Below are 21,103 nucleotides of genomic sequence, written 5' to 3' on the forward strand. Positions count from 1 at the left end.
GCTGGCCCTAGCGGGTCGCGAGCGCGGCGACCGCGGTGGCGCCCGCGACGTAGGCCATCGTCATGCCCGGGCCGAGCGTGCTCCCCGCGCCCGCGTAGCCGTACGCGATCGGGTGGGCCGAGTTGTTGCCCACCGCGAAGAGCCCGGGCAGCACGTCGCCGAACGGATCGAGCGCGCGGCCCGTCGCGTCGGTGCGGATGCCGCCCTTCGTGCCGATCGCGCCGGCGCGAACCTCGATCGCCACGTACGGCGGCTGCGTCAGCGGCGCGAGGTTCGGGTGCGGCGCATCGTCGTCGCCCAGGTAGTGCTCGTAGGCGGACTCCCCCCGGTGGAACTCGGGGTCGCGCCCCTCGCTCGCGGGACCGTTCCAGCGTTCGACGGTCGCCTCGAGGCCGTCGGGGTCGACGTCGAGCTTCGCCGCGAGCTCGCGCAGCGTCGGCGCGGACGTGATCGCCGGCGGCAGGGTCGCCGGGTCGTCGTGGCCGAGGATCCCGTACTTCGTCAGGAAGCGGCCGTCGCCGACGAGGTAGCAGGGCAGGTTGGCGTACCCGTACTCGACCTGGTCCCAGGCCGCGAAGACCTTGCCGATGCCGTAGTAGCTCTTGGACTCGTTGATGAACCGTCGGCCGCGGCGGTTGACGATGATCGTGCCCGGCAGGCAGCGCTCGATGGTGAACAGCTGACCGACCGGCGCGCCGTCGGCCTCGATTCCGGGCAGGTCGGCCATGACGCCCCACCAGGCCTCGTTCATGTTCGCCAGATCGGCGCCCACGGCCATGCCCATGCGCAGGCCGTCGCCCACGTTGCTGGGGATCCCGCAGCGGGTCTGGATCGGCCCCGAGAGGAAGCGGCCGACCATCTCGTCGTTCCACTCGAAGCCACCGGCGGCGAGCACGACCGCGCGCGCCGCGATGTCCTGGCCGCCGGCGCGCACGCCGACGATCCGCCCGTCCTCGACGAGCAGGCGCTCACCGGGGCAGTCGACCGCGAACGTCGCGCCCCTGTTCGCGAGCGCGCCGATCAGCGGCGCGACGAGCGCCATCCCGCGGGCGAAGATGCCGTCGCGCTTGCGCTGGGCGAGCTCCTCGACCGGCATGTTGCGCAGCGTCTTCCACTCCTCGAAGTACTCGCACTGGCGAAACGGCGGCCGCGGGTCGTCGCGGATGTGCTGGACGAGGTCGCCGAGCGGCGTGCTGTCGAAGAGCCGCGGCTCGACCGAGCGACCGCCCGCGCAGCCGCCGTCCATCTCGGCCTCGTAGTCCGGGAAGGCGTTGATGACGTCGAAGACGAGGCCGTTGTCCTCGAGGAAGCGCAGCAGCGGCTGCACGTTGGCGATGTGCTGGTCGAGCAGCGCCGGGTTCGCCCGGCCGAACGTGATCCGGTCGAGGTAGCGGCGGGCGGCCACGCGGTCGGACTCCGGCTCCATCGCGTTCGGCAGGCCGCTGCCGGGCAGCCACAGCATCCCGCCGGAGAGCGCGCTCGTGCCGCCGAGGTAGGACGACTTCTCCAGGACCGCGACGCGCGCGCCCGCGTCTGCGGCGCGCAGCGCCGCGGTGAGGCCGCTGGCGCCCGAGCCGACGACGACGACGTCGAGGGTCCCGTCCAGGTCTCCGTTGATCAGCTTCACGGCTGCTCGTGTCTCCAGGTGGGGGTCCGCTTCTCGACGAACGCGGTCAGGCCCTCGCGGGCGTCGTCTGACCCGAACGCCACGCCGAACGCGCGCCGCTCGCTGACGATCCCGGCCTGCAGGCCGGTCTCGAAGGCCTGATCGACCGACTCCTTGGCCAGCCGTTGCGCGATCGGCGGACGGCTGGCGATGACCGTCGCGACCTCGTGGGCGAGCTCGCGCCATCCGTCGACGGGCGCGACACGCGAGACGAGCCCGACCCGCTCGGCCTCCTGCGCGGAGAGCAGCCGGCCCGTCAGGATCATGTCCATCGCCGTGGCCTTGCCGACGGCCCGGGGCAGCATCTGCGTGCCCCCCGCTCCGGGGATGAGGCCAAGCTGCGTCTCGGGGACGCCGAAGCGCGAGCGCTCGGAGGCGATCACCACGTCGGCCATCATCGCCAGCTCACAGCCGCCCCCGAGACAGAGCCCGGAGACGGCCGCGACGACGGGCGTCGCGATGCGGCGCAGGCGAGCCCAGAGGCGGGCGCGCTCGCCGTCGTAGATCTCCGTCGGTGCGAGCGTGACCAGCACGCGGATGTCGGCGCCGGACGCGAAGACCTTGTCGCTGCCGGCGATGACGATGCAGCGGATCGCGTCGTCGGCGTCCAGCTCGCCGGCGCGCGCGACCAGGTCGCCGAGGACCTCATCGCTGAGCGCGTTGCGCTGCTCGGGGCGGTCGATGACGATCGTTCCGACGCCGTCGGCGATGCTGACCGTGATCGCGGCCTCGCTCATCGGACGACCTGCTCGAGCGTCTGCGCCTCGACCCCGGGCAGCGGCGCCATCAGGCGGGTCGTGACGTCGCGGCGGGCGATCCGCCAGTCGCCGGCGCGGCGGGTGACGGCGTCGCGGTAGCCGGCCGCGACGACGTGGACGAGACCGCTCTCCAGGACGGTGAGCGCGGTCACCGAGCTGACGACGACGCCGGCATCGGGGTCGTCGGGCGAGAGGGTGACGTCGATGTTGCCGACGACGTGATGCATCGTCGCCCAGGCGCCCCACAGCACGTCCTCGGCGGCCGTGCGGATCCGCTCGATCCCGACGAACGGGGCGAACGGCGGCCCGAGGTTCCAGATGCTGTCGTCCCACCAGCCGGCCGCGAACAGCGCCCGGTCGCCGGTGTCCATGCACAGCGTCGAGTCCGCCACGAGCCGCTGCAGCGCGAGCGTGCTCTCGACGCGCTCCAACCGCTCCAGGACGGCGGCGAGCGCGTCCGCGTCGCTCATGTCGCCGACGAGAGGTCGCGCAGGAACGTCGCGCCCGTCGCGCCGTCGATCGCGCGGTGGTCGCACGTGAGCGTCATGTCGATCGTGCGGCGCTCCGCGGGCACGCCGTCGGCGAGCACGAGCTGGGTGCGGGCGCTGCCGACGGCCAGGATCGCGACCTGCGGCAGGTTCAGGATCGCGTCGAACCGCGCGATGCCGAACATCCCCAGGTTGGAGATGGAGAACGTCCCGCCCTGCATGTCCGCGGCGGAGAGCTGGCCCTCGCGAGCGCGGCCGACCAGCTCGCGGCGCCCCTCGGCGATCTCCTGCAGCGACCGCGTCTGCACGTCGCGCAGCACGGGCACGAGCAGACCCCGCTCCGTGGCCACGGCGATGCCGATGTGGACCGCGTCGAAGCGCAGCGCCCGCACGCCCTCAGGGTCGTAGTGCGCGTTGACGGCGGGGTTGGCCAGGAGCGCCTGGGCGCTGCGCCGCAGCAGCACGTCGGTGAGCGTGACGCCGGCGAGGCCGGCGCGCTCGGCCTCCATCGAGTCGGCGTCGAGCTCGGCGGTGAGGTGGAAGACCGGGGCCTTCCACGACTCCTCCATGCGCCGCGCGATCGTGCGGCCGGTCATGCTGAGCTTTACCACGGTCGGCTCGGCGGCCGTCACGTCGCTCATGCCACGACCGCCGGGCGGATGTTCTTGTTGCCGCGCAGCACGTTGTCCGGGTCCCACTCGTTCTTCAGCGCGACCAGCCGGTCGTACTTGTCCGGGCCGTAGGCCGAGCGCAGCCAGTCGCCGGCCTCGGCACCGTCGTCGACCATCAGGTTGATGTAGGCGCCCTTGCTCGCGTACGGGAGCAGCCGGTCGTACACCTCGCGGGTCCAGGCGATGAAGGCCGGGTCGTCGGAGGGGTTGTCCCACAGCACGGCGACGTCCCACCAGTACGCGCACTCCGCGCGCGGGAACGCCATCGCGTCGTCGGCCACACGATCGACCGCGCCGCCCATCGGCATCGCGGAGATCAGCGGGTAGGCGACCGAGCCCTGCGCCGGGAACGGCGCGCTGGCGAAGCAGGCGACCATCTCCTCGACGAGGCCGTCCTCGATCGAGGTCACGTAGCCAGACTTCTCGTAGAAGCGCTTCTGCTCCGGCCAGTTCTGCTCGAGCGCCTGCTGGACCTCGACGTACGGGGTCGGCGCGACGAGGTCGAGCAGCGGCTCGCCCCACTCACGCAGGGGCGCGAGCTCTCGCTGGGCGGTGTCGCCGTCGTCGGCGTGGACGACCATGTAGCCGATGACGAGCTTCCCGCCGTGCTCGGGACCCAGCTCGTCGGGGCCGCGCATCACGAGCAGCATCGAGCCGACCGCCTCCGGCGCCGTGTCCATGTAGTCGCGCCAGTGGCGGATGACGTCGGCGGCGTGCTCGGCCCCGTACATGACCATCCCGGCCGTGACGATCGGGCCGACGGGCCGCAGGACGAACTCGAACGACGTGACGATGGCGAAGTTCGGGCCGGCGCCGAGCATGCCCCAGAACAGCTCCGGGCGACTCTCGCGGTCGATCCGGATGACCTCGCCGTGCGCGGTCACCGCGGTCATGGCGGTGAGGCTGTCGACGGTCACCCCGCCGCTGCGCATGAGCCAGCCGATGCCGCCTCCGAGCGTGAGGCCGGCGACGCCCGTGTCGGACACGGTGCCGCCCGTCACGGCCAGACCGTGGAGCTGCGCCTCGCGATCGACGATGCGCCACTTGGCGCCGGCCTGGACGACGGCCGTCCGGGCCTGGGGATCGACGAGGACGCCGTCCATCGGGCCCACGTCGATGACGAACGTGTCGTCGAGGATGCTCTTGCCGCCGGCGTCGTGACCGCCGCCGTGCACGCTGACCGGGAGCTCATGCTCCCGCGCGAAGCGCACGGCGTCGACCACGTCGGCGACGCCCGTGCACTGCGCGATGGCCAGCGGTTGGCGGTCGAACATCGAGTTCCACAACACGCGGGCCTCGTCCCACCCGGCGTCGCCGGGCGCGACGATCGTCCCGTGGAACGTCCGGCCGAGCTCCTCGAGGGCCGCGCTCAGCTCGTCACCGCTCACGGCTCAGGCCTCCGGTGGCCGGATGATGGCCAGCATGTCGCCAACTTCGACGACGTCGCCCTCGTCGGCGGACAGCTCGATCACGGTGCCGGCCACCGGCGCGGGCATCTCGCTCTGCGCCTTGTCCATCTCCACGACGAGCATCGCTTGGCCCTCCTCGACGGTGTCGCCCACCTTCACGAGCCACTCGACCACGCCCGCTTCGGTGATCGACATGCCGAGCTTGGGCAGCCGGAACTCCACGTCCGCCATCAGGAGGCCTCCGAACCCGACACGAGGTCGGTGGTCACGTTGATGATGTCATCCACCTGCGGGATCACGACCTCCTCGAGCGCGGCCGCGTACGGCACGTGCACGTCGGGGTTGGCGATGATCCGGGGCGCGTCCGAGAGCGCCGAGAACGCCTGCTGGCAGACGCGCGCGACGATCTCCGACGCCATCGAGCAGCTCTGCCGCGCCTCGTCGACCACGACCAGCCGGTGCGTCTTCTCGACCGACGAGATGATCAGCTCGTCGTCGAGCGGGTGCAGCGTGCGCGGGTCGATCACCTCGGCCGAGATGCCGGCGGCCTCGAGCTTCTTCGCGGCGGCCTCCGCGCGGCGGACCATCGCGCCGATCGCGACGATCGTCACGTCGGTGCCCTCGCGGGCGATGCGGCCCTTGCCCAACGGGATCAGGTACTCGCCCTCCGGCACCTCACCGCGCACGGACCCGAGGGCCATCGGCAGCAGCACGAGGACCGGGTTGGGGTCGCGGATCGCCGACTTCAGCAAGCCCTTGAGGTCGGCCGGGTTGGTCGGCACGACGACCTTCACGCCACCCCCGTTGATGATCTGCGCGTACGGCGCGTCCGAGTGCTGCGCCGCGGTCGCGCCCGGCGCGCCGGTGCTGGCCAGCAGCGTCATCGGCAGGTTCACCTGCCCGCCCATCATGTAGCGGAGCTTGTTGGCGTTGTTGAGCAGCTGGTCCGCGCCGACGTACAGGAAGTTCGACATGAACATGTCGATGATCGGGATCATCCCCGTCGCCGCAGCCCCCGTGCCGGCGCCGAGGAAGCCGGCCTCGCTGATCGGCGTGTTGCGCACGCGCGAGCCGCCGAACTGGGCCAGCAGGCCCGAGGTGCGGCCGAGCATGGCCTCCTCGATGTCCTCGCCCATGATGAAGACGCGCTCGTCGCGCTCCATCTCCTCACGGATCGCCGCCGCGCAGGCGGCGGTGAACATCATGCGCTTGCCCTCGACCGTCGCTGCGGTGCCGAGGTGCTCCAGGGGGATCGCGCGGCTCATGCCATACCTGCCAGGTTCGTGTCGTCGACGTCCACCCAGATGTCGGTGAGCGCCTCCTCCGGAAGCGGGGACGGGCTTTCGCGCGCGAACTCGACCGCCGCGTCAGCCTCGTCGGAGATCTGCTGCTCGAGCGCCTCGAGCGTGCTCCGGGGCACGCCGGCCGCCTCGAGCGCCGCGCCGTGGCGGATGATCGGGTCGCGGGTGATCCAATCCTCGATCTCCGCGGGATCGCGCAGGCCGGTGAACAGGATCTCCAGGCCCTCCGCGTGCTCGCGCCAGCGGTAGGTCATCGCCTCGATGAAGGAGGGTCCGCCACCGGAGCGGGCGCGCTGCACGGCCTCACGGGCCGCGGCCTCGACGGCGAAGGCGTCATTGCCGTCCACGCAGACGGCGGGCATGCCGTAGGCCTCCGCGCGCTTGTACATCTCGAGCGTCGCGGTGACCTTCTCCATGCGGGTCATCTGGCCGTAGCCGTTGTTCTCGCAGGCGAAGACGATCGGGAGGTTCCAGGTCTTGGCGAGGTTCATCGACTCGTGGAAGGTGCCCTCGTTCGTGGCGCCCTCACCGAAGAACGCGACCGAGACCTGGTCGGTCTTGCGCATGCTCGCCGACAGTGCGGCGCCGACGGCGATCGGGATCCCGGCACCGACGATGCCGTTCGCGCCGATGATGCCGAGCGACATGTCGGCCATGTGCATCGAGCCGCCCTTGCCGCTGCAGACGCCGGTCGCCTTGCCGAACAGCTCGGCCATGCACGGGCCGAGCTCGCTGCCCTTGCCCACCACGTGGCCGTGGCCACGATGGGTGGAGGAGACGTAGTCGTCGTCACGCAGGTTGGCACACACACCTGCGGCGACGGCCTCCTGGCCGGTGTACAGGTGCGCCGGACCGGGGAGCTCCCCGGAGGCTGCGAGCGCCTGGACGCGCAGCTCGAACTGCCGGATCCGCAGCATTCGCCGGAGCAACTCAAGTCCGAGCTCCGGTGCCGCGTCTGCCTTCTCTGCCACTGAAGTACCCCTTAAACAACGTCGGTGGGAAATGCTCGGTCGCGATGGACCGCGGGCCGTCCAGGCCCCGCGGTCCATGCGCCGTCAATCAGCGCCCCCAGAGCTTCGCGTACTGCTCCTTGAGATCCGGGACGATGGTGCTCGGCGTCGAATCGACGTTCTCGCCCGTCACCAGGAAGTACGGCGGGGGCTTCAGCGCGTCGATGTCCGGCTGCAGCGAGTCGCCGTTCTTCCAGCGGATGAAGCCGTCGACCATCGTCCAGAAGACCTGGTCGATCGGGAACTCAACCGAACCGGCCTGCTGACCACTGGCCACCAACTCGCGCGGCTGGGGGCCGCCGCCGTTGCCCGAGAAGGGCACGTCGAGACCGGCCGCCTTCATCGCCGCCGGCAGACCGGCCGACAGGGCGTCCTGGGACAGCGCGACGTAGTTGACGTCGGGATGCGAGCGCAGGTACGAGACGATCGTGCCGGCCGAGGTCGTCCCGATCGCGCTGTTCGGGATGTCGATCTTGGCCTGCTTGGCACCCGGCGCGTAGGCCTCCAGCGACTCCTGGAACTGCGGGTACTGCTCCTGGATCGTCACGAACTCCGGGAGGTTGACGTAGAGCACGTTCGGCGTCCCCTCGGCGAACTTCGCCGCGAGCGCAGCCGTGTAGCTGCCCTGCACCGTCTCGTCCTCGGGGGTGACGACCTGCATCGTGATGCCGTCCGTGTCCTCGGCGGGCGCGCAGCAGTTGAACACGCCGACGCCCATGTCCGCCAGCTGCTTGAGCTCCGGCGCGTAGACCGAGCTCGGGAAGCCGGAGGCGAAGACGGCGTCCGGCTTCAGGCGGACCGCCTGGCCCCACGCGGCCTTGATGGCCTCAGGGGTCGGCTTGGAGCCCAGCGCCGTGAACTTCCAGCCGAGCGTCTCGGCCGCCGACTTGACGGAGTCCGAGATCGTCGTGCACGTGGGCAGGCCGCACGTGATGTAGACGATGCTCATGCCCTCTGGAGCCGGCTTGGACTGCGGCGTCGTCACCGGAATCTCCGCGGGCGCCGTGGACCACGCGGCGAAGTCCTTCTCGAAGAGCGGCGTGCGGTCGCCGGTCGTACCAGCGGTCGTCGTCGAGCCAGTGCTCGCGGTCGTGCTGCTCGCGCCCGTGCTGGCGCTCGTGCTCGTGCTGCTGTCGTCGCTGCTTCCGCAGGCGGCGAGCGTCGCGGATGCGACGACGGCCACCAGCATGGCGGGCACCCAACGCCGTGCGTGGGCGAACGTAGTCATGGAACGGCTCCCCTCTCCTCTGTACATGGACGGCTTTCCTCTCTCCTCGAACAGTTGGTCTTGCGGTTGGGTCAAGGCTGGTTGAGGCCGGGGGTCCCGACCGTGATGGGGACGGTTGCGCCATCGGCCGGCGTGCCGGCTGGGTCATCCGGGTCTGGCGCGTCGTCCTTGCCCCGACGCCACCACGAGCCGCGGCCGGACTTGCGCCGCTGGACACCCGCCGCAGCGAGCGACGCGATCAGGACCACGCCCGTGAACATGTTCTGCACCCACTGCGGCTGGGCGGCCAGGCCGAGGCCCGTGATGCCCGTACCGAGCAGCAGGATCGCGATCAACGTGCCCGGCGCGTTGAAGCGCCCTCCGCGCAGCTGGGTCGCGCCCAGGAAGGCGGCGGCGAACGCCGGCAGCAGGTACGGCGGGCCCGCGGACGGATCGCCGCTGCCGATGACCGAGGTCAGCACGATCCCGGCCACGCCGCCGATGAACGCCGAGGCGAAGAGCGACCCGAAGCGCAGCTTCTTGACCCGCACGCCCGCGAGCTGCGCCGCCCGTTCGTTGAAGCCCGTCGCGTAGATGCGCCGGCCGGTGGCCGTCGCCTCGAGCAGGAACCAGATGACCCCGGCGATGGCCAGCGTGTAGTACACCGGCAGGGTGATCCCGAAGAGGGTCTCCTGGCCGATGTCCAGGAAACCGCCCGACAGCTTCGGGTCCTGGATCGTCACGTCGTGGCTGACCCAGGAGATGAGCGCGAGGATCAGCGACCCGGTGGCCAGCGTGCCGATGAACGAGTCGACGCGCATGACGACGACGACGAGCGCGTTCAGCAGCCCGACCGCCAGCGCCGCCCCGAGCGTGATCAGGACGGCCAGCCAGATCGGCACGCCGTCGACGATGAGCTTGGCCACCAGCACGCCCGAGAGCGAGGCGGTGTAGGCCGTCGAAAGGTCGAAGACGCCGGCGCTCAGCGGGATCAGGAGGCTGAGCGCGATCATCGCGACGACCGCGTTGCCGTTGAGGATCTGCTTGGCCGTCGCCCAGGTCGGGAACGTGTCCGGCACCCAGATCGAGAAGACCACGATGATCGCCAGCAGCACGTAGACCGCGCCGATGTTGCTGAACGACAGCTTCTTCCGGAGCTGCGTGCTCATGGCTGGTAGGTCCCTTCCATCGCATGTACGAGTGCGGAGTGCGAGAGCTCGCCGTAGGACAGCTCCTGGCTGATGGCGCCGTCGCGGAACACCAGGACGCGGCTGCAGATGGCGATGAGCTCGTCGATGTCGGAGTCCGAGACGATCACCGACAGGCCCTGGACGGCGAGGCCGGCGATGAACTCGTAGAGCGCGACGCGCGTCCCGATGTCGACGCCGGCCGTCGGCTCACACAGCAGCAGCACCTCGGGCTCCTGCGCGAGGCACCGAGCCATGACGACCTTCTGCTGGTTGCCACCGCTCAGCGTGGTGATCAGGTCCTTTGGACTCGCCGCCTTGATCTGCACGCGCTGCGTCCAGAGCTCGACGAGCTCGTCCTCCTTGCGCCGGCTGAGGCTGAAGCGGTTGCTCAGCTGGCCCAGCATCGCCAGCGTCAGGTTCTCCTCGACGCTGAACTCGGCGACGATGCCCTCGCCGGCGCGATCACCGGGGACGAGCGGCAGACCCAGCCGCCCGGCCTCCTCGACCGGCACCCACGTGTCGGGGTCGCTGGCGATGCGGACGTCGCCGGACACGTCGGTCCCGCGCGCGCCGGCGAGCGCGTAGACCAGGTCCTCGTGACCGGAGGCCTGCAGGCCGGCCAGGCCCAGCACCTCGCCCCGGCGGAGCGTGATGTCAACGCCGCGCAGCACGCGGCCGCGGATGTTGCGCGCCTCCAGCGCCATGGGCTGGTCGGTCCCGACGGCGACGCCGACGCGCAGGCCGGGGTCGACGTCCTCGCCGACCATCAGCGACGCCAGATCGCGCGGAGTCGTCTGTGCGACATCCTGGGTGGCGACCATGCGCCCGCCGCGGATCACGCTGACCCGGTCGGCGATCTCGAAGATCTCGTCCAGGCGGTGCGAGATGTACAGGACGCTCGTCCCCGCGGAGCGGACCTCGGCGATGATCTCGAACATCCGCTTGACCTCGCGCGGGGGCAGCACGGCGGTCGGCTCGTCCATGACGAGCACACCGCGGCCACCCTCCCAGCCCTGCAGGGCGCAGGCGATCGCGACGACGACGCGTTCCACCGGCGTCGCCTCCGAGAGCGGCGCCTTGATGTCGATGTGGACGTTGAACCGCTCGAGCACCTCCTGCGTCGCGCGCGCCTGCTCCTTCCAGCGCAGGCGGCCGAGCCGGTCGCGCTGGAACCCACGGAACAGCGCGAGGTTCTCGATGGTGCTCAGCTCGAGCACGAGGCCGAGATCCTGGTGGACGAAGCGCAGTCGATCGTGCAGGGACCCGGTCGCGCTGTACAGATCGAAGGGCTCGCCGTTCATCCACGCGTCGGCTCCCTCGTCGGGCGTATGCACGCCGGCGAGCGTCTTCACGAGCGTAGACTTGCCCGACCCGTTTTGGCCCACCAGCGCGTGGATCTCGTCATTGCGGACGTCGAAGTCGACGTCGATCAGGGCGCGCGTACCGGGGAACGTCTTCGACACGTTCCGCAGCACCAGGACCTCGGTCCCAAGCTCTCCTCCGTCGACCCGTCCGACTGTCGATTCCGCACTCTCCGGAGCGTTCACGGGGGCGAGACTGACATATTTATTATACCGAGTCAAGCGGGAACCGCTGGCACCCAGACGCTCGAATTCCCCAGACTTCCGGCCGTCCGCACCGCTGTTGACGGGCCGTTACACTCCTACCCTTATTATAGATATGAGCTATAGCAGGAGGGGAGCCGGCCGTGAAGATCTTTGAAGCCGTGGCCACGGTGATCGCCCGCGAGGAGACCCGCGCGGTGTTCGGCCTGATGGGCGACGGGAACCTCAAGCTCCTGCCCTATCTGACCACCGAGCTCGACGTGCCGTTCTACAGCAGCCGCCACGAGGCCGGCGCGGTGGCGATGGCCGAGGGCTATGCCCGGGTGTCGGAGACCGTCGGCGTCTGCACCTTCACGCAAGGACCGGGTCTGACGAACGCGATGACGGCCCTGGTCAGCGCGCGCCGCGCCCGCACCCCGCTCCTGGTCATCTGCGGGGACACGCCAACCGTCGTCCGCGGTCTCCCCCAGGACATCGAGCAGCGCCCGATCCTCGCCTCGATCGACATCCCGGTCGAGGAGCTCGACGCGAGCAACGCCGTCGAGGCCGTCACCCGCGCGTTCCACCGCGCGCGCACGGAGCGGCGTCCGATCGCGCTCGTCCTCCCCACCGACGTGCAGGAGGAGGAGACGGAGTGGGTCGACGTCCCACGCCTGGCGGACCCGCCGGCGCCGGCCGCGCCCGACGAGGCCGCGTTGACGGCCGCGGTGGCCGCGATCGACGCCGCGGAGCGTCCGGTCATCATCGCCGGCCAGGGTGCCCGCCTCGCCGGCGCCCGTGCGGAGATCGTCGCGCTGGCCGACCGCACCGGTGCGCTGCTGGCCACGTCGCTCCTGGCCAAGGGCTGGTTCGGCGACCACCCGTACGACATCGGCATCGCCGGCGGCTTCTCGACCGAGCGCACACGCCGCCTCATCAACGAGGCCGACTGCGTGATCGTGCTCGGCGCCACGCTCAACCACTTCACGTCGCGCGGCGGCACCCTCTTCGGCGCCGACACGACGATCGTCCAGTGCGACGTCTCCGAGGAGGCCATCGGCCGGTTCACCCCGGCCGCCCTCGCGGTCATCGGCGACGCCCGTGTGGTGGCCGGCGCGCTGCTCGACCGCGTGGCCGAACGCGAGGGCTACCGGACGGACGAGGTCACCGCCGATCTGGCCGAGCCCGTCGAGGTGCCCGACGAGAGCGAGGACGACGCCATCGACCCGCGAGTGCTCTCGCATGCCATCGACCGGGCCCTGCCCCGTGACCGTTCGCTGGTCATCGACGCCGGCCACTTCGTCGGCTTCCCCGGTTCCACGATCACCGTCCAGGACCCGACGCGGTTCGTGTCCACGATGGCCTTCGGGTCGATCGGCCTCGGCCTCGGCGCGGCGATCGGCGCCGCCGTCGCCCGTCCGGACTCGGTCACCGTGGCCGCCGTCGGCGACGGCGGCCTGATGATGGCGCTGGGCGAGATCGACGCCGCCGTGCGCTACGAGCTGCCGCTGGTGATCCTGGTCTACAACGACGAGGCCTACGGCGCCGAGATGCACTTCCTGCGGATGCTCGATCTCGACGAACGCGCCTCGCGGTTCAGCGTGCCGCCGCTCGACGAGCTCGCCCGCGTGATGGGCGCCGACGGCTACACGATCCGCACGTCAGCCGACCTCGAGGGCCTCGACGAGCTGCTCAGCGACGTCCGGCGCCCGCTGGTCATCGACTGCCACGTCACCCAGAACGTGCGGGCCGGCTGGCTCGAGGAGGCCTTCCAGCGCGCCGCGCACTGAGCGCGGCGCGGCGGGGGTCGGTCAGTGCACCTGATCCCAGCGCAGGGGCGCGTCGATCAGCTGCGGGTAGTACCGCTCCATGTAGGTCAGGTGGTCGCCGATGTGGACGGCCATCGCTGCGGCGGCCCGTTCGCCGTCGCGTGACTTGATCGCCTGGTAGATGCGGCCGTGCTCCTTGGCCACGGCCTCGCGCGTGTCCAGCGCATAGGTCACGCCGAGCGCGGTGCCGTCGCAGATCCAGTTCAGCGAGGACATGACGAGCGAGAAGACCTGGTTCCCCGCGCTCTCGGAAACGAGGTCGTGGAAGATCTCGTTCTCCTCCAGGAAGTAATCCGCTTCGTCGATGTGCTCGTGCATGCGCACGACGGAGTCGTGGAGCGCGGCGAGGTCCTCGTCGGTCGCGCGCTCGGCCGCCTTGCGGGCGAGCGACGGCTCAAGCGTCGTGCGGGCCTCGAGCACCGACCGGTAGGTCGCGCCGTCGAGCTGGAGCATCATCGCGATGATGCTGGCCAGGTGGCGCGACTTCGGCTCGCTGACGAGCGGCCCACCGCCCGGGCCGGTCTTGATCGAGATCACGCCCTGGATCTCGAGGAAGCGCAGGGCCTCACGCAGCGTGCCCCGGGCGACGCGGTACTGCTCGAGCATGTCCTTCTCGGCGAGCAGCGGCGTGCCGGGCGCCAGCCCCTGGTCGGCGATCTCCCCCACGATGCGCTGCGCCAGCAGCATCGCGGTCTTCTTCGGCCGATGGTCGTCGTTGGCTCGACGCGGTCGTTCCAGCGTCGGGGCGGGCTTTACGGCGTCCATAACGTTTGACTATATCCGTCGAGCGGTCGCAGCATCGATTTATTAGCATGGATCGCGTCGCGCCCTCCCGACGTCGACCGTCGGAAGGGCGGCGCGATGCGCTACTTGGCCAGGCAGCCGGCGTCGACCGGGAGCGGCACGCCCGTGATGTAGCGGCCCTCGTCGGAGACCAGGAACAGCAGCGCGTTGCTGATGTCGCGCGGCTCGAGCCACGGGATCGGCAGCAGGTGCATCGCCTGCGAGACCCGGGCGAAATCCTCCTTGCCCGCGTCCGGGTTGTCCGGGGCGAACAGCTTGTACGTCGTCTCGTTGAGGCTCATGTGCGTCGAGACCTGCGAGGGCAGGATGCAGTTCACGCGGATGCTGTCCTGGCCGAGCTCGTTGGCCAGCGTGCGCATGAGGCCGATGACGCCGTGCTTGGCGGCGTTGTAGTGGCCGTAGTTCGCGTAGCCGCGCTGACCGGTGACCGACGCCGTCAGCACCATCGCCCCACCGCGGCCGCCGGCCTTGATGTGCGGAATCGCGGCCTTCGTGGCGTAGTGCACGCCGGTGAGCTGGATCCCGATCATCTCGTGCCAGTTCTCGTCGGGCATGTCCTCGAGCTTGATCGGGTACGAGCCGATGCCCGCGTTCGCGCTGACGATGTCCAGCCGCCCGAGCTCGGCGACGCCCTCGTCGACGACGCCCTTCATGGCGTCCCAGTCGCGGACGTCGCCCACGCGCGTGACGATCCGGCGGTCGAGCGCCTCGACCTGGCGGATCGTCTCGTCGAGATCCGCCTGCGTCGGGCCCTCGTACGGAGCGCCGGGGATGTCCTGCAGGACGTCGATGCCGATGATGTCGGCGCCCTCTTCGGCCAGTCGCACCGCGTGGCTGCGACCCTGCCCGCGTGCGACACCGGTGATGAACGCGACCTTGCCCTCTACACGACCCGCCATGAGTTCCTCCACAACCGACCGATCGGCCCCCTCTCGGTGCCGCCGGTCATTCTCGATGTCTCGGGCGAGGCACCCCGCCCACAAATCCGCCGGCTAGGACGCCGGGTCCATCTGCACCATCAGGTGCGACGTGCGCCATCCCTCGTCGGTCCGGCGCAACGTGTCGGTGTACCGCCCGGACACGACGGTGACCCCGCCCCGGCCGACGTCGATGACCTCGAACAGCGAGGTCGCGACGGCCCCGTCCTCCGCGGCGTCGGCGACGACGTTCGAGATGCGATGCCGCAGACCGACGATGTTCGGCAACGCCGCGGCCATGAAGCTCTCGAGCTCCGCCGCGCCGCTCGTCGTGGTCTGCATCTCGGCCTCGCCGCCCGGCAGATCGAGCGTGACCGGCGGCTGTTCGAGCACGCCGTCCTGCGTGAACGTCGCCGCCCAGGCGGCGGCGTCCGCCGCGAAGTCCGAGGCGTGCGCCCGACGGGCGAGCAGCTCGTGGATCTCGATGCGGTCCTCGGCAGTGAGCTTGGTCATGCCGCGCGGTCCTCCTTGATGAGGTCGGCCATCCGCTCCCCGATCATGATGGCCGTGTTGTTCGGCCCCCGGGTCGGGATGGTGGGGCAGATCGACACGTCGCCGACGCGCAGGCCCTGCACGCCGTGGACGCGACCGCGCTGGTCGACCACCGCGCCCGCGTCGCTGGCCGCGCCCATGCGGCACGTGCTCGTCGCGTGGAACGTGGGCGCCAGGTGCTCGCGCACCCAGTCGTCCAGCTTGTCGTCGCTGTTGAGGATCGCCGGCGTCATCTCGGTCATGCGATCGAAGATGTCGCCCATGGCCCGCGACGTGAGCAGCGACGCGCAGGTGCGCACCGCCTCACGCATGCGCCGCCGGTCGCGCTCGGTCGACATGTAGTCGAACTCGATGCGCGGCGCCTGCGTCGGATCGGCGCTCTGCAGGCTGACCCGCCCGCGCGCCTCCTCCTGCTGGAGGGCCACGACGACGAAGAGGTCGTTGCGACGCGCCGTCTGGGCGAGCAGGCGCTTGATGGACGTGCCCTTGAGCTGCTTGAGTGCCGCCGGCGCCCGCTTGACGAAGGTGAGCGCGGCCTGGACCCCCGACTCCTCGCGCGCCAGCAACATCGCGGAGATCGGCTTGATGGTCGGCAGGATCTCGATGTCGCCCTCGCACGTCGCGTCCTGCGACGTGAAGTTCAGGCAGGCCTGGAACGAGTCGCGCTGTCGCTTGGAGGCCATCTTCTTCTTCGGCCGCCAGGTCAGCTCGACGTCGGGGTGGTCCATCAGGTTCTCGCCGACGCCGGCCCGGTCGGACACCACCGCGACGCCGTGTTCGGCCAGCTGAGCGCTCGGCCCGATGCCCGACAGGAGCAGGAGCTGAGGCGTCTTCAGCGCGCCCGCGCAGAGCACGATCTCGCTGCCGCTGATGATCTCGGTCCCGCCCGGACCGGACACCTCGACGCCGGTCGCCGTGGTGCCATCGATGACGACCTTGCGGACCAGCGTGTCCGCGCGGACGGTCAGGTTCGGCCGGGCCCGAACCGGGTTCAGGTAGCAGATCGCGGTGTTGTAGCGCAGGCCGTCGACGGAGTTGCGCGGCACCGGGCCGTACCCGATCGCCTGCTCCCCGTTCTTGTCGGCCTCCTCCGGGTAGCCGAGCTCGACGCAGGCGCCGTAGAAGGCGCTGGTCACCGGATGCGGGTTGTGGCGGTCGCGGTTGACCGGCACGGGGCCACCGGTGCCGTGGTCGGCCTCGTCGCCGTACTCGAGATCGCGCTCGAGCTTGATCATGTACGGCAGCACCGCGTCGTAGGACCATTCGGTGTTGCCGGCCGCGACCCAGCGGTCGAAGTCGCTCCTGCGCGCTCGCGTGAAGCCGGTGCCGTTCAGCGACGTCGAGCCGCCGACGACCTTGCCCCGCGGCACGGGGTAGTTCAGGTCCGCGGTCAGTTGCCCCATCATCGGCCAGTTGTTGGGATTGCCGGGCAGCGCGGCGCCGATCGCGCCCGAGTACCGGATCTCGAACGGGAACGAGTCCGTCGTCGTGTGGTCCGCGCCGGCCTCGATCAGCAGCACGCTGATCTCCGGGTCCTCACTCAGCCGGGCCGCCAGCGGTGCCCCGGAGCCTCCCGCCCCGACGATGATCACGTCGTACGAAGCCATCTAGGAGCTCTCCTCACCCAGATTAAGTGCAATCATGAGCATGAACCTATCAGACGCTCTCTGACCGCGCACGGTATGCCGCGTCCGTCCGATCGCGTTGTGAACGGGCCCCGAAGGACGCCACTCCCGCGGTCACGCCGAGCGGGACCGGCGGCTCGTAGACCGCCGTCCGCTCCGCGATGAGCCACGAGCCGTGGCGACGCTCGAACCGGTCCACGTACCGGCAGGCAACCAGGTTCGACGGACAGCCTCCGGTCGCGGGCTCTTCGGCCAGGTACTGGACGGCGAGGCAGTAGCTCTCGACATGCGCGACCTCGGGTTCGACCAGCTCGACGAGCGGAACACCGACGAGATGCCACGTCCCGTGCATCGGCCGCAGCGTCGCCTCGAGCCAGGCGAGGAAGTCCTCCACCCCGCCGGCGTACCGGCCGCGGTCCTCGTGCGCGTCGGGGTGGTAGCAGCTGCGTACGAGTTCGAGATCGAGGCGGTCCACACCGCGGACGTACCGCGCCAGCACCTGCTGGATCGCCAGCGCGTCCGCTGGGTCGCAGACCAGCGCGCTCATCGCACCGGCGCAGGCGCCCGTCGCACACCGAGCTCCATCTCGCCGACCAGCGCGCGATGGATGTCGTTGGAGCCCTCGACGATCTGCAGCACCTTGGCGTCGCGGTAGAGCCGACCCACCCGGTGGTCGCGCGACACGCCCGCCGCACCGTGGATCTGCACCGCGTCGGTGGCGCTGCGCATCGCGATGTCGCTGGCGTACATCTTCGCCATGCTCGTGAGCTTGCGCGCACGGTCGCCGGAGTCCAGCGCCTCGGCGCAGTGCTGGACGAGCAACCGGGCCGTCAGGACCCCGGTGGACATGTCGGTGATCTTCGACTGGACGATCTGGAACTGGGCGATCGACCGGCCGAAGGCCTCACGCTCGGTCGCGTACGCGATCGAATCCTCCAGGCAGGCCTGCGCCACGCCGACCGAGCGCGCCGCGACGCCGAGGCGTCCGCGCTCCACGGCAGTCATCGCGACCTCGAAGCCGCGCCCCTCCTCGCCCAGCAGGGCGTCGGCCGGAACGCGGACCTCGTCGAGGACGACATCGCCGGTCGACAGCGGCCGGAAGCCGAGCTTGTCGTGGTAGGGGTGGAAGCTCATGCCCGGCGTCCCCACCGGGATGACGAAGGCCGACACGCCTTCGCGGCCGAGCGCCCGATCGGACGTGGCGAACGTCACGACGAACGACGCGACGTCGAGCTGCGAGATCCACGCCTTGGCGCCGTTGAGCACGTAGTCCGAGCCGTCCTTGCGGTAGCTCGTCACCATCGCGGCGACGTCGCTCCCCGAGCCGGGCTCCGTGACCCCCGCGGCCCCGAAGATGCGTCCCTCGGCCAGCGGCCGCAGGTAGCGCTCGCGCTGCTGCGGCGTGCCGTACCGCAGCAGGCTCGAGCCGACGAGCCCCGAGGGGAGCGAGACGAGCGTGGCCATGATGTGGTCCACGCGCGAGAGCTCCTCGATCAGTCGCGCGTACGTGACGTAGTCGAGTCCGAGTCCGCCGAGCTCGGCTGGGATGACGCCACCGAAGAAGTGCAGGTCGGCGACGCGCTCCAGCAGATCGCGGCTCAGCTTCTCGTCGCGGTCAGCCTGTTCGACGTGCGGGCCGAGCTCGGCCTCGGCGAACTCCCGTACCGCCGCGATCAGGGCGTCCTTGTCGGCCGCGGTCAGGGTGCTATCGCCTGCCATTGACAGTCTCCTCATCCAGCATCTCGCGCAGCTCGAGCTTGCGCACCTTCCCCGACGGCGTGTACGGCAGCGCGTCGAGGATCGTCAGGAACTCCGGCCTCGCGAACGCCGGCAGCTTCGCCTCACTCCAGGCCCGGACCTCCTCGATCTCGAGCGTCTCGCCCTCGACCGCGACGACGAAGATCGCCACCTCGTCCTCCCCGCCGCTCCGCGCCCGGGCCGCGACGGCGGCGCAGTCGGCGATCCGCGGGTGCAGCAGCATCGCCTGCTCGACCTCGAACGACGAGATGTTCTCGCCGCGCCGGCGGATCGCGTCCTTGAGCCGGTCCACGAACGAGTACCAGCCGTCGGCGTCGCGCTTGACCGCGTCGCCGGTGTGGAACCACTGGTTGCGCAGCGCCTCCGTCGTGCGGTCGGGCATGCCGTAGTAGCCGCTCAGCATCGTGAAGGGGACGTGGCTGCGCACCAGCAGCTCCCCCACCTGGCCGACCGGGACCTCGGCGTCCGTGTCCGGGTCGGCGATGCGCAGCTCGAACCAGTCCTCAAGCAGCACCCCGGAGGCCCCGTCGGGCCGATCCTCGCCGTACGGCGTCATGATCGGCAGCGACGCCTCGGTCGAGCCGAAGCTCTCGACGAAGGCCTCGACCCCGAAGCGCTCGCGGAACTCCTGCGCGATCGTCGTGGCCAGCGGCACCGCGTAGATCGCCCGGAGCTTGTTGTCGCGATCCTGGGGCTTGCGCGGCTGCTTCCAGACGAAGTCCATCATCACGCCGACGAGGTTGGTCACCGTCGTGCCCGTCTCGGCGATCTGCTCGATCCAGCGCGTCGCGCTGAAGCGCTCCTGCAGCACGCACCGCGCGCCCACGACAAGCGCCGGATAGGCCGCCAGAAACTGCGCGTTGCCGTGAAACAGCGGGCCGACGGACATGTAGGCGTCCGCGTCCGTGAGGCGTGTGAGCGCGCGCCCCTGGTCGGCGAAGAACGCCAGGTGCGAGTGGGACATCATCACGCCCTTCGACAGGCCGGTCGTGCCGGACGTGAAGAAGATCGCGGCGAGGTCGCGGTAGTCGACCTCGGGCAGCTCGACGTCGGCGCCCTCGAGCAGGCGGTCGAACGTGCCCCCGAACGTGTACGTGCGCTCGATCGACGCGTACGCCTCGTTGCCCTCCTCGAACCGGCTCAGCAGCGCCGGGTCGGCGATGACCGCGCGCGGCTTGGTCGTGCGCACCTGGTGCTCGAGGAACGGGCCCTCGTATGCGGTGTTGAGCGGCACCTCGGCCATGCCGGCCATCGCGATGCCGAACCAGGCGAGCACGTAGTCGGCGGAGTTGGCGGCCATGATCACGACCCGGTCGCCCGGCTGGCCGCCGTCGGCCAGCAGCGCCCGCCCGATGCGTTCGGCCGCATCCAGCGTCTGCGCGTAGGTGATCCGGCGTCCCTCCCACGGGACGTCCAGGAAGACCCGGTCCCCGTGCGTCCGCGCGCGCTCGCGCAGGATCCGCGGCAGCGTCCAGTCGCGCTGGTCGGCGAAGGTGGGCGTGAAGCCCTCGTAGGTCCTCACGCCGCGCCGTCGGTCGAACGCGGGTAGTGCGGCTTGCGCTTCTCCATGAACGCGTTCGCGCCCTCGAGCATGTCGGCGGAGCCGATCGCCTGCACGAGCATCCCGAGTCCCGAGACGTACGACTCGCGGCAGTGGTTCCACCAGACGTTCGACGAGATCTTCGCGATCTCCAGGTAGCGCGGGCTCATGGAGCGCAGCTCGTGCGCCCAGCGCATGACCTCGTCCTCGAGCTCGTCGTCCGGGACCACGGCGTTGATCCAGCCCATCTCGAGCGCCTGCGCGGCGGTGTAGCGCCGGCACAGGAGCGAGATCTCCTTGGCGCGCTTGTCGCCGACGCCGATGGCCAGCATGTTCGCGCCGCCCAGGACGGGCGCCGATCCGATCCGCGGACCGGTCTGCCCGAAGAAGGCGCTCTCCGCGGCGATGGCCAGATCGCAGGCCACGACGAGCTCGTTGCCGCCTCCGACCGCGGCGCCGTTGACCGCGGCGAACACCGGCGCCGGGTGCCCACGCAGCGTGTCGAAGAGGCGCAGCGAGCCGTAGAACATCCGGCGCAGATCGTCCTCGTCGGCCTCGGCCAGGTTGGCCAGATAGCCGCCGCTGCAGAAGGCGCGGCCGCTGCCCGTCATGGCGATCGGCGCATCGCGCGGCGTCTGCGCGATCAACGCGAGGATCTCCTCGAGCATCCCCTCGTCGTATGCGTTCATCCGCTCGGCGCGCTCGAGACGGATCCACTGGACCCCGTCCCGCAGTTCGCCCGAAACCCCGCTCATGACCCTCCTCGTCCCCGGAACACCTTAGTCAGCTATCAATTATACTAATCTTCCGAAATACCACAACGATCCCCGGAGG

General features: G+C 70.4%; 21 protein-coding genes. 2 read left to right on the forward strand and 19 right to left on the reverse strand.

Features of this window, described 5'->3' with window-relative positions:
• Positions 1-7: 7 nt before the first annotated feature.
• From ACZ5UI_RS10340 to ACZ5UI_RS10380, 9 genes are all read right to left on the reverse strand, one after another.
• Positions 8-1,627: an FAD-dependent oxidoreductase gene (locus ACZ5UI_RS10340; protein WP_464196925.1), complete on the reverse strand. Its 1,620-nt coding sequence runs from the start codon at positions 1,625-1,627 to the stop codon at positions 8-10.
• Entirely contained in the window at positions 1,624-2,403 is a 780-nt protein-coding gene (locus ACZ5UI_RS10345; RefSeq protein ID WP_464196927.1) for an enoyl-CoA hydratase-related protein, read from the reverse strand. The genes ACZ5UI_RS10340 and ACZ5UI_RS10345 overlap by 4 nt, the downstream gene beginning before the upstream one ends.
• Positions 2,400-2,894 carry a nuclear transport factor 2 family protein gene (locus ACZ5UI_RS10350; RefSeq protein ID WP_464196929.1) on the reverse strand — a complete coding sequence of 165 codons (495 nt, stop codon included), beginning with the start codon at positions 2,892-2,894 and terminating at the stop codon, positions 2,400-2,402. Before ACZ5UI_RS10350 ends, ACZ5UI_RS10345 begins: the two co-directional genes overlap by 4 nt.
• A complete protein-coding gene (locus tag ACZ5UI_RS10355; RefSeq protein WP_464196931.1) occupies positions 2,891-3,553 on the reverse strand; it encodes a 2-oxo acid dehydrogenase subunit E2 in 663 nt (220 codons plus the stop codon). The genes ACZ5UI_RS10350 and ACZ5UI_RS10355 overlap by 4 nt, the downstream gene beginning before the upstream one ends.
• A complete protein-coding gene (locus tag ACZ5UI_RS10360) occupies positions 3,550-4,971 on the reverse strand; it encodes an FAD-binding oxidoreductase (RefSeq protein ID WP_464196933.1) in 1,422 nt (473 codons plus the stop codon). The genes ACZ5UI_RS10355 and ACZ5UI_RS10360 overlap by 4 nt, the downstream gene beginning before the upstream one ends.
• Before the next feature lie 3 nt (positions 4,972-4,974).
• A complete protein-coding gene (locus ACZ5UI_RS10365; protein ID WP_464196935.1) occupies positions 4,975-5,223 on the reverse strand; it encodes a biotin/lipoyl-containing protein in 249 nt (82 codons plus the stop codon).
• Positions 5,223-6,257 (reverse strand): alpha-ketoacid dehydrogenase subunit beta, encoded by a 1,035-nt coding sequence (locus tag ACZ5UI_RS10370; RefSeq protein WP_464196937.1) that lies wholly within the window; start codon positions 6,255-6,257, stop codon positions 5,223-5,225. The genes ACZ5UI_RS10365 and ACZ5UI_RS10370 overlap by 1 nt, the downstream gene beginning before the upstream one ends.
• Entirely contained in the window at positions 6,254-7,210 is a 957-nt protein-coding gene (locus ACZ5UI_RS10375; RefSeq protein WP_464196939.1) for a thiamine pyrophosphate-dependent dehydrogenase E1 component subunit alpha, read from the reverse strand. The genes ACZ5UI_RS10370 and ACZ5UI_RS10375 overlap by 4 nt, the downstream gene beginning before the upstream one ends.
• 142 nt (positions 7,211-7,352) lie before the next feature.
• On the reverse strand, positions 7,353-8,252 hold the full coding sequence (locus tag ACZ5UI_RS10380; RefSeq protein WP_464196941.1) for a sugar ABC transporter substrate-binding protein: 900 nt from the start codon (positions 8,250-8,252) through the stop codon (positions 7,353-7,355).
• 16 nt (positions 8,253-8,268) lie between these two features.
• On the opposite strand from ACZ5UI_RS10380, the gene ACZ5UI_RS10385 reads away from it, so the two are divergent.
• Complete coding sequence (locus ACZ5UI_RS10385; RefSeq protein ID WP_464196943.1) at positions 8,269-8,616, forward strand: hypothetical protein; 348 nt, start codon at positions 8,269-8,271, stop codon at positions 8,614-8,616.
• Here ACZ5UI_RS10385 and ACZ5UI_RS10390 read toward each other — a convergent pair.
• Together ACZ5UI_RS10390 and ACZ5UI_RS10395 are read right to left on the reverse strand one after the other, a co-directional pair.
• Positions 8,603-9,679 carry an ABC transporter permease gene (locus ACZ5UI_RS10390; RefSeq protein WP_464196945.1) on the reverse strand — a complete coding sequence of 359 codons (1,077 nt, stop codon included), beginning with the start codon at positions 9,677-9,679 and terminating at the stop codon, positions 8,603-8,605. The genes ACZ5UI_RS10385 and ACZ5UI_RS10390 overlap by 14 nt on opposite strands.
• Complete coding sequence (locus ACZ5UI_RS10395) at positions 9,676-11,175, reverse strand: sugar ABC transporter ATP-binding protein (protein WP_464196947.1); 1,500 nt, start codon at positions 11,173-11,175, stop codon at positions 9,676-9,678. Before ACZ5UI_RS10395 ends, ACZ5UI_RS10390 begins: the two co-directional genes overlap by 4 nt.
• A 233-nt stretch (positions 11,176-11,408) precedes the next feature.
• Here ACZ5UI_RS10395 and ACZ5UI_RS10400 point away from each other — a divergent pair, with 233 nt between their 5' ends.
• A complete protein-coding gene (locus tag ACZ5UI_RS10400; RefSeq protein ID WP_464196949.1) occupies positions 11,409-13,034 on the forward strand; it encodes a thiamine pyrophosphate-binding protein in 1,626 nt (541 codons plus the stop codon).
• Positions 13,035-13,055: 21 nt separating this feature from the next.
• Here ACZ5UI_RS10400 and ACZ5UI_RS10405 read toward each other — a convergent pair whose 3' ends face one another.
• The 8 genes from ACZ5UI_RS10405 to ACZ5UI_RS10440 form a co-directional block, all read right to left on the reverse strand.
• Positions 13,056-13,838, reverse strand: coding sequence for a FadR/GntR family transcriptional regulator (locus ACZ5UI_RS10405; RefSeq protein ID WP_464196951.1), 783 nt, complete (start codon positions 13,836-13,838; stop codon positions 13,056-13,058).
• Positions 13,839-13,939: 101 nt separating this feature from the next.
• Positions 13,940-14,776 (reverse strand): mycofactocin-coupled SDR family oxidoreductase, encoded by an 837-nt coding sequence (locus tag ACZ5UI_RS10410; protein WP_464196953.1) that lies wholly within the window; start codon positions 14,774-14,776, stop codon positions 13,940-13,942.
• 93 nt (positions 14,777-14,869) lie between these two features.
• Positions 14,870-15,307: a nuclear transport factor 2 family protein gene (locus ACZ5UI_RS10415; RefSeq protein WP_464196955.1), complete on the reverse strand. Its 438-nt coding sequence runs from the start codon at positions 15,305-15,307 to the stop codon at positions 14,870-14,872.
• On the reverse strand, positions 15,304-16,953 hold the full coding sequence (locus ACZ5UI_RS10420) for a GMC family oxidoreductase (protein WP_464196957.1): 1,650 nt from the start codon (positions 16,951-16,953) through the stop codon (positions 15,304-15,306). Before ACZ5UI_RS10420 ends, ACZ5UI_RS10415 begins: the two co-directional genes overlap by 4 nt.
• Positions 16,954-17,002: 49 nt before the next feature.
• On the reverse strand, positions 17,003-17,518 hold the full coding sequence (locus ACZ5UI_RS10425) for a nuclear transport factor 2 family protein (protein ID WP_464196959.1): 516 nt from the start codon (positions 17,516-17,518) through the stop codon (positions 17,003-17,005).
• A complete protein-coding gene (locus ACZ5UI_RS10430) occupies positions 17,515-18,690 on the reverse strand; it encodes an acyl-CoA dehydrogenase family protein (RefSeq protein WP_464196961.1) in 1,176 nt (391 codons plus the stop codon). The genes ACZ5UI_RS10425 and ACZ5UI_RS10430 overlap by 4 nt, the downstream gene beginning before the upstream one ends.
• The gene (locus ACZ5UI_RS10435) at positions 18,677-20,251 is read right to left on the reverse strand and encodes an AMP-binding protein (RefSeq protein WP_464196963.1); all 1,575 of its coding nucleotides are present in this window, start codon (positions 20,249-20,251) and stop codon (positions 18,677-18,679) included. Before ACZ5UI_RS10435 ends, ACZ5UI_RS10430 begins: the two co-directional genes overlap by 14 nt.
• Complete coding sequence (locus ACZ5UI_RS10440) at positions 20,248-21,024, reverse strand: enoyl-CoA hydratase/isomerase family protein (RefSeq protein ID WP_464196965.1); 777 nt, start codon at positions 21,022-21,024, stop codon at positions 20,248-20,250. Before ACZ5UI_RS10440 ends, ACZ5UI_RS10435 begins: the two co-directional genes overlap by 4 nt.
• Between the last annotated feature and the right edge of the window lie 79 nt (positions 21,025-21,103).

It is taken from the genome of Conexibacter sp. JCM 18997, from assembly GCF_055391915.1.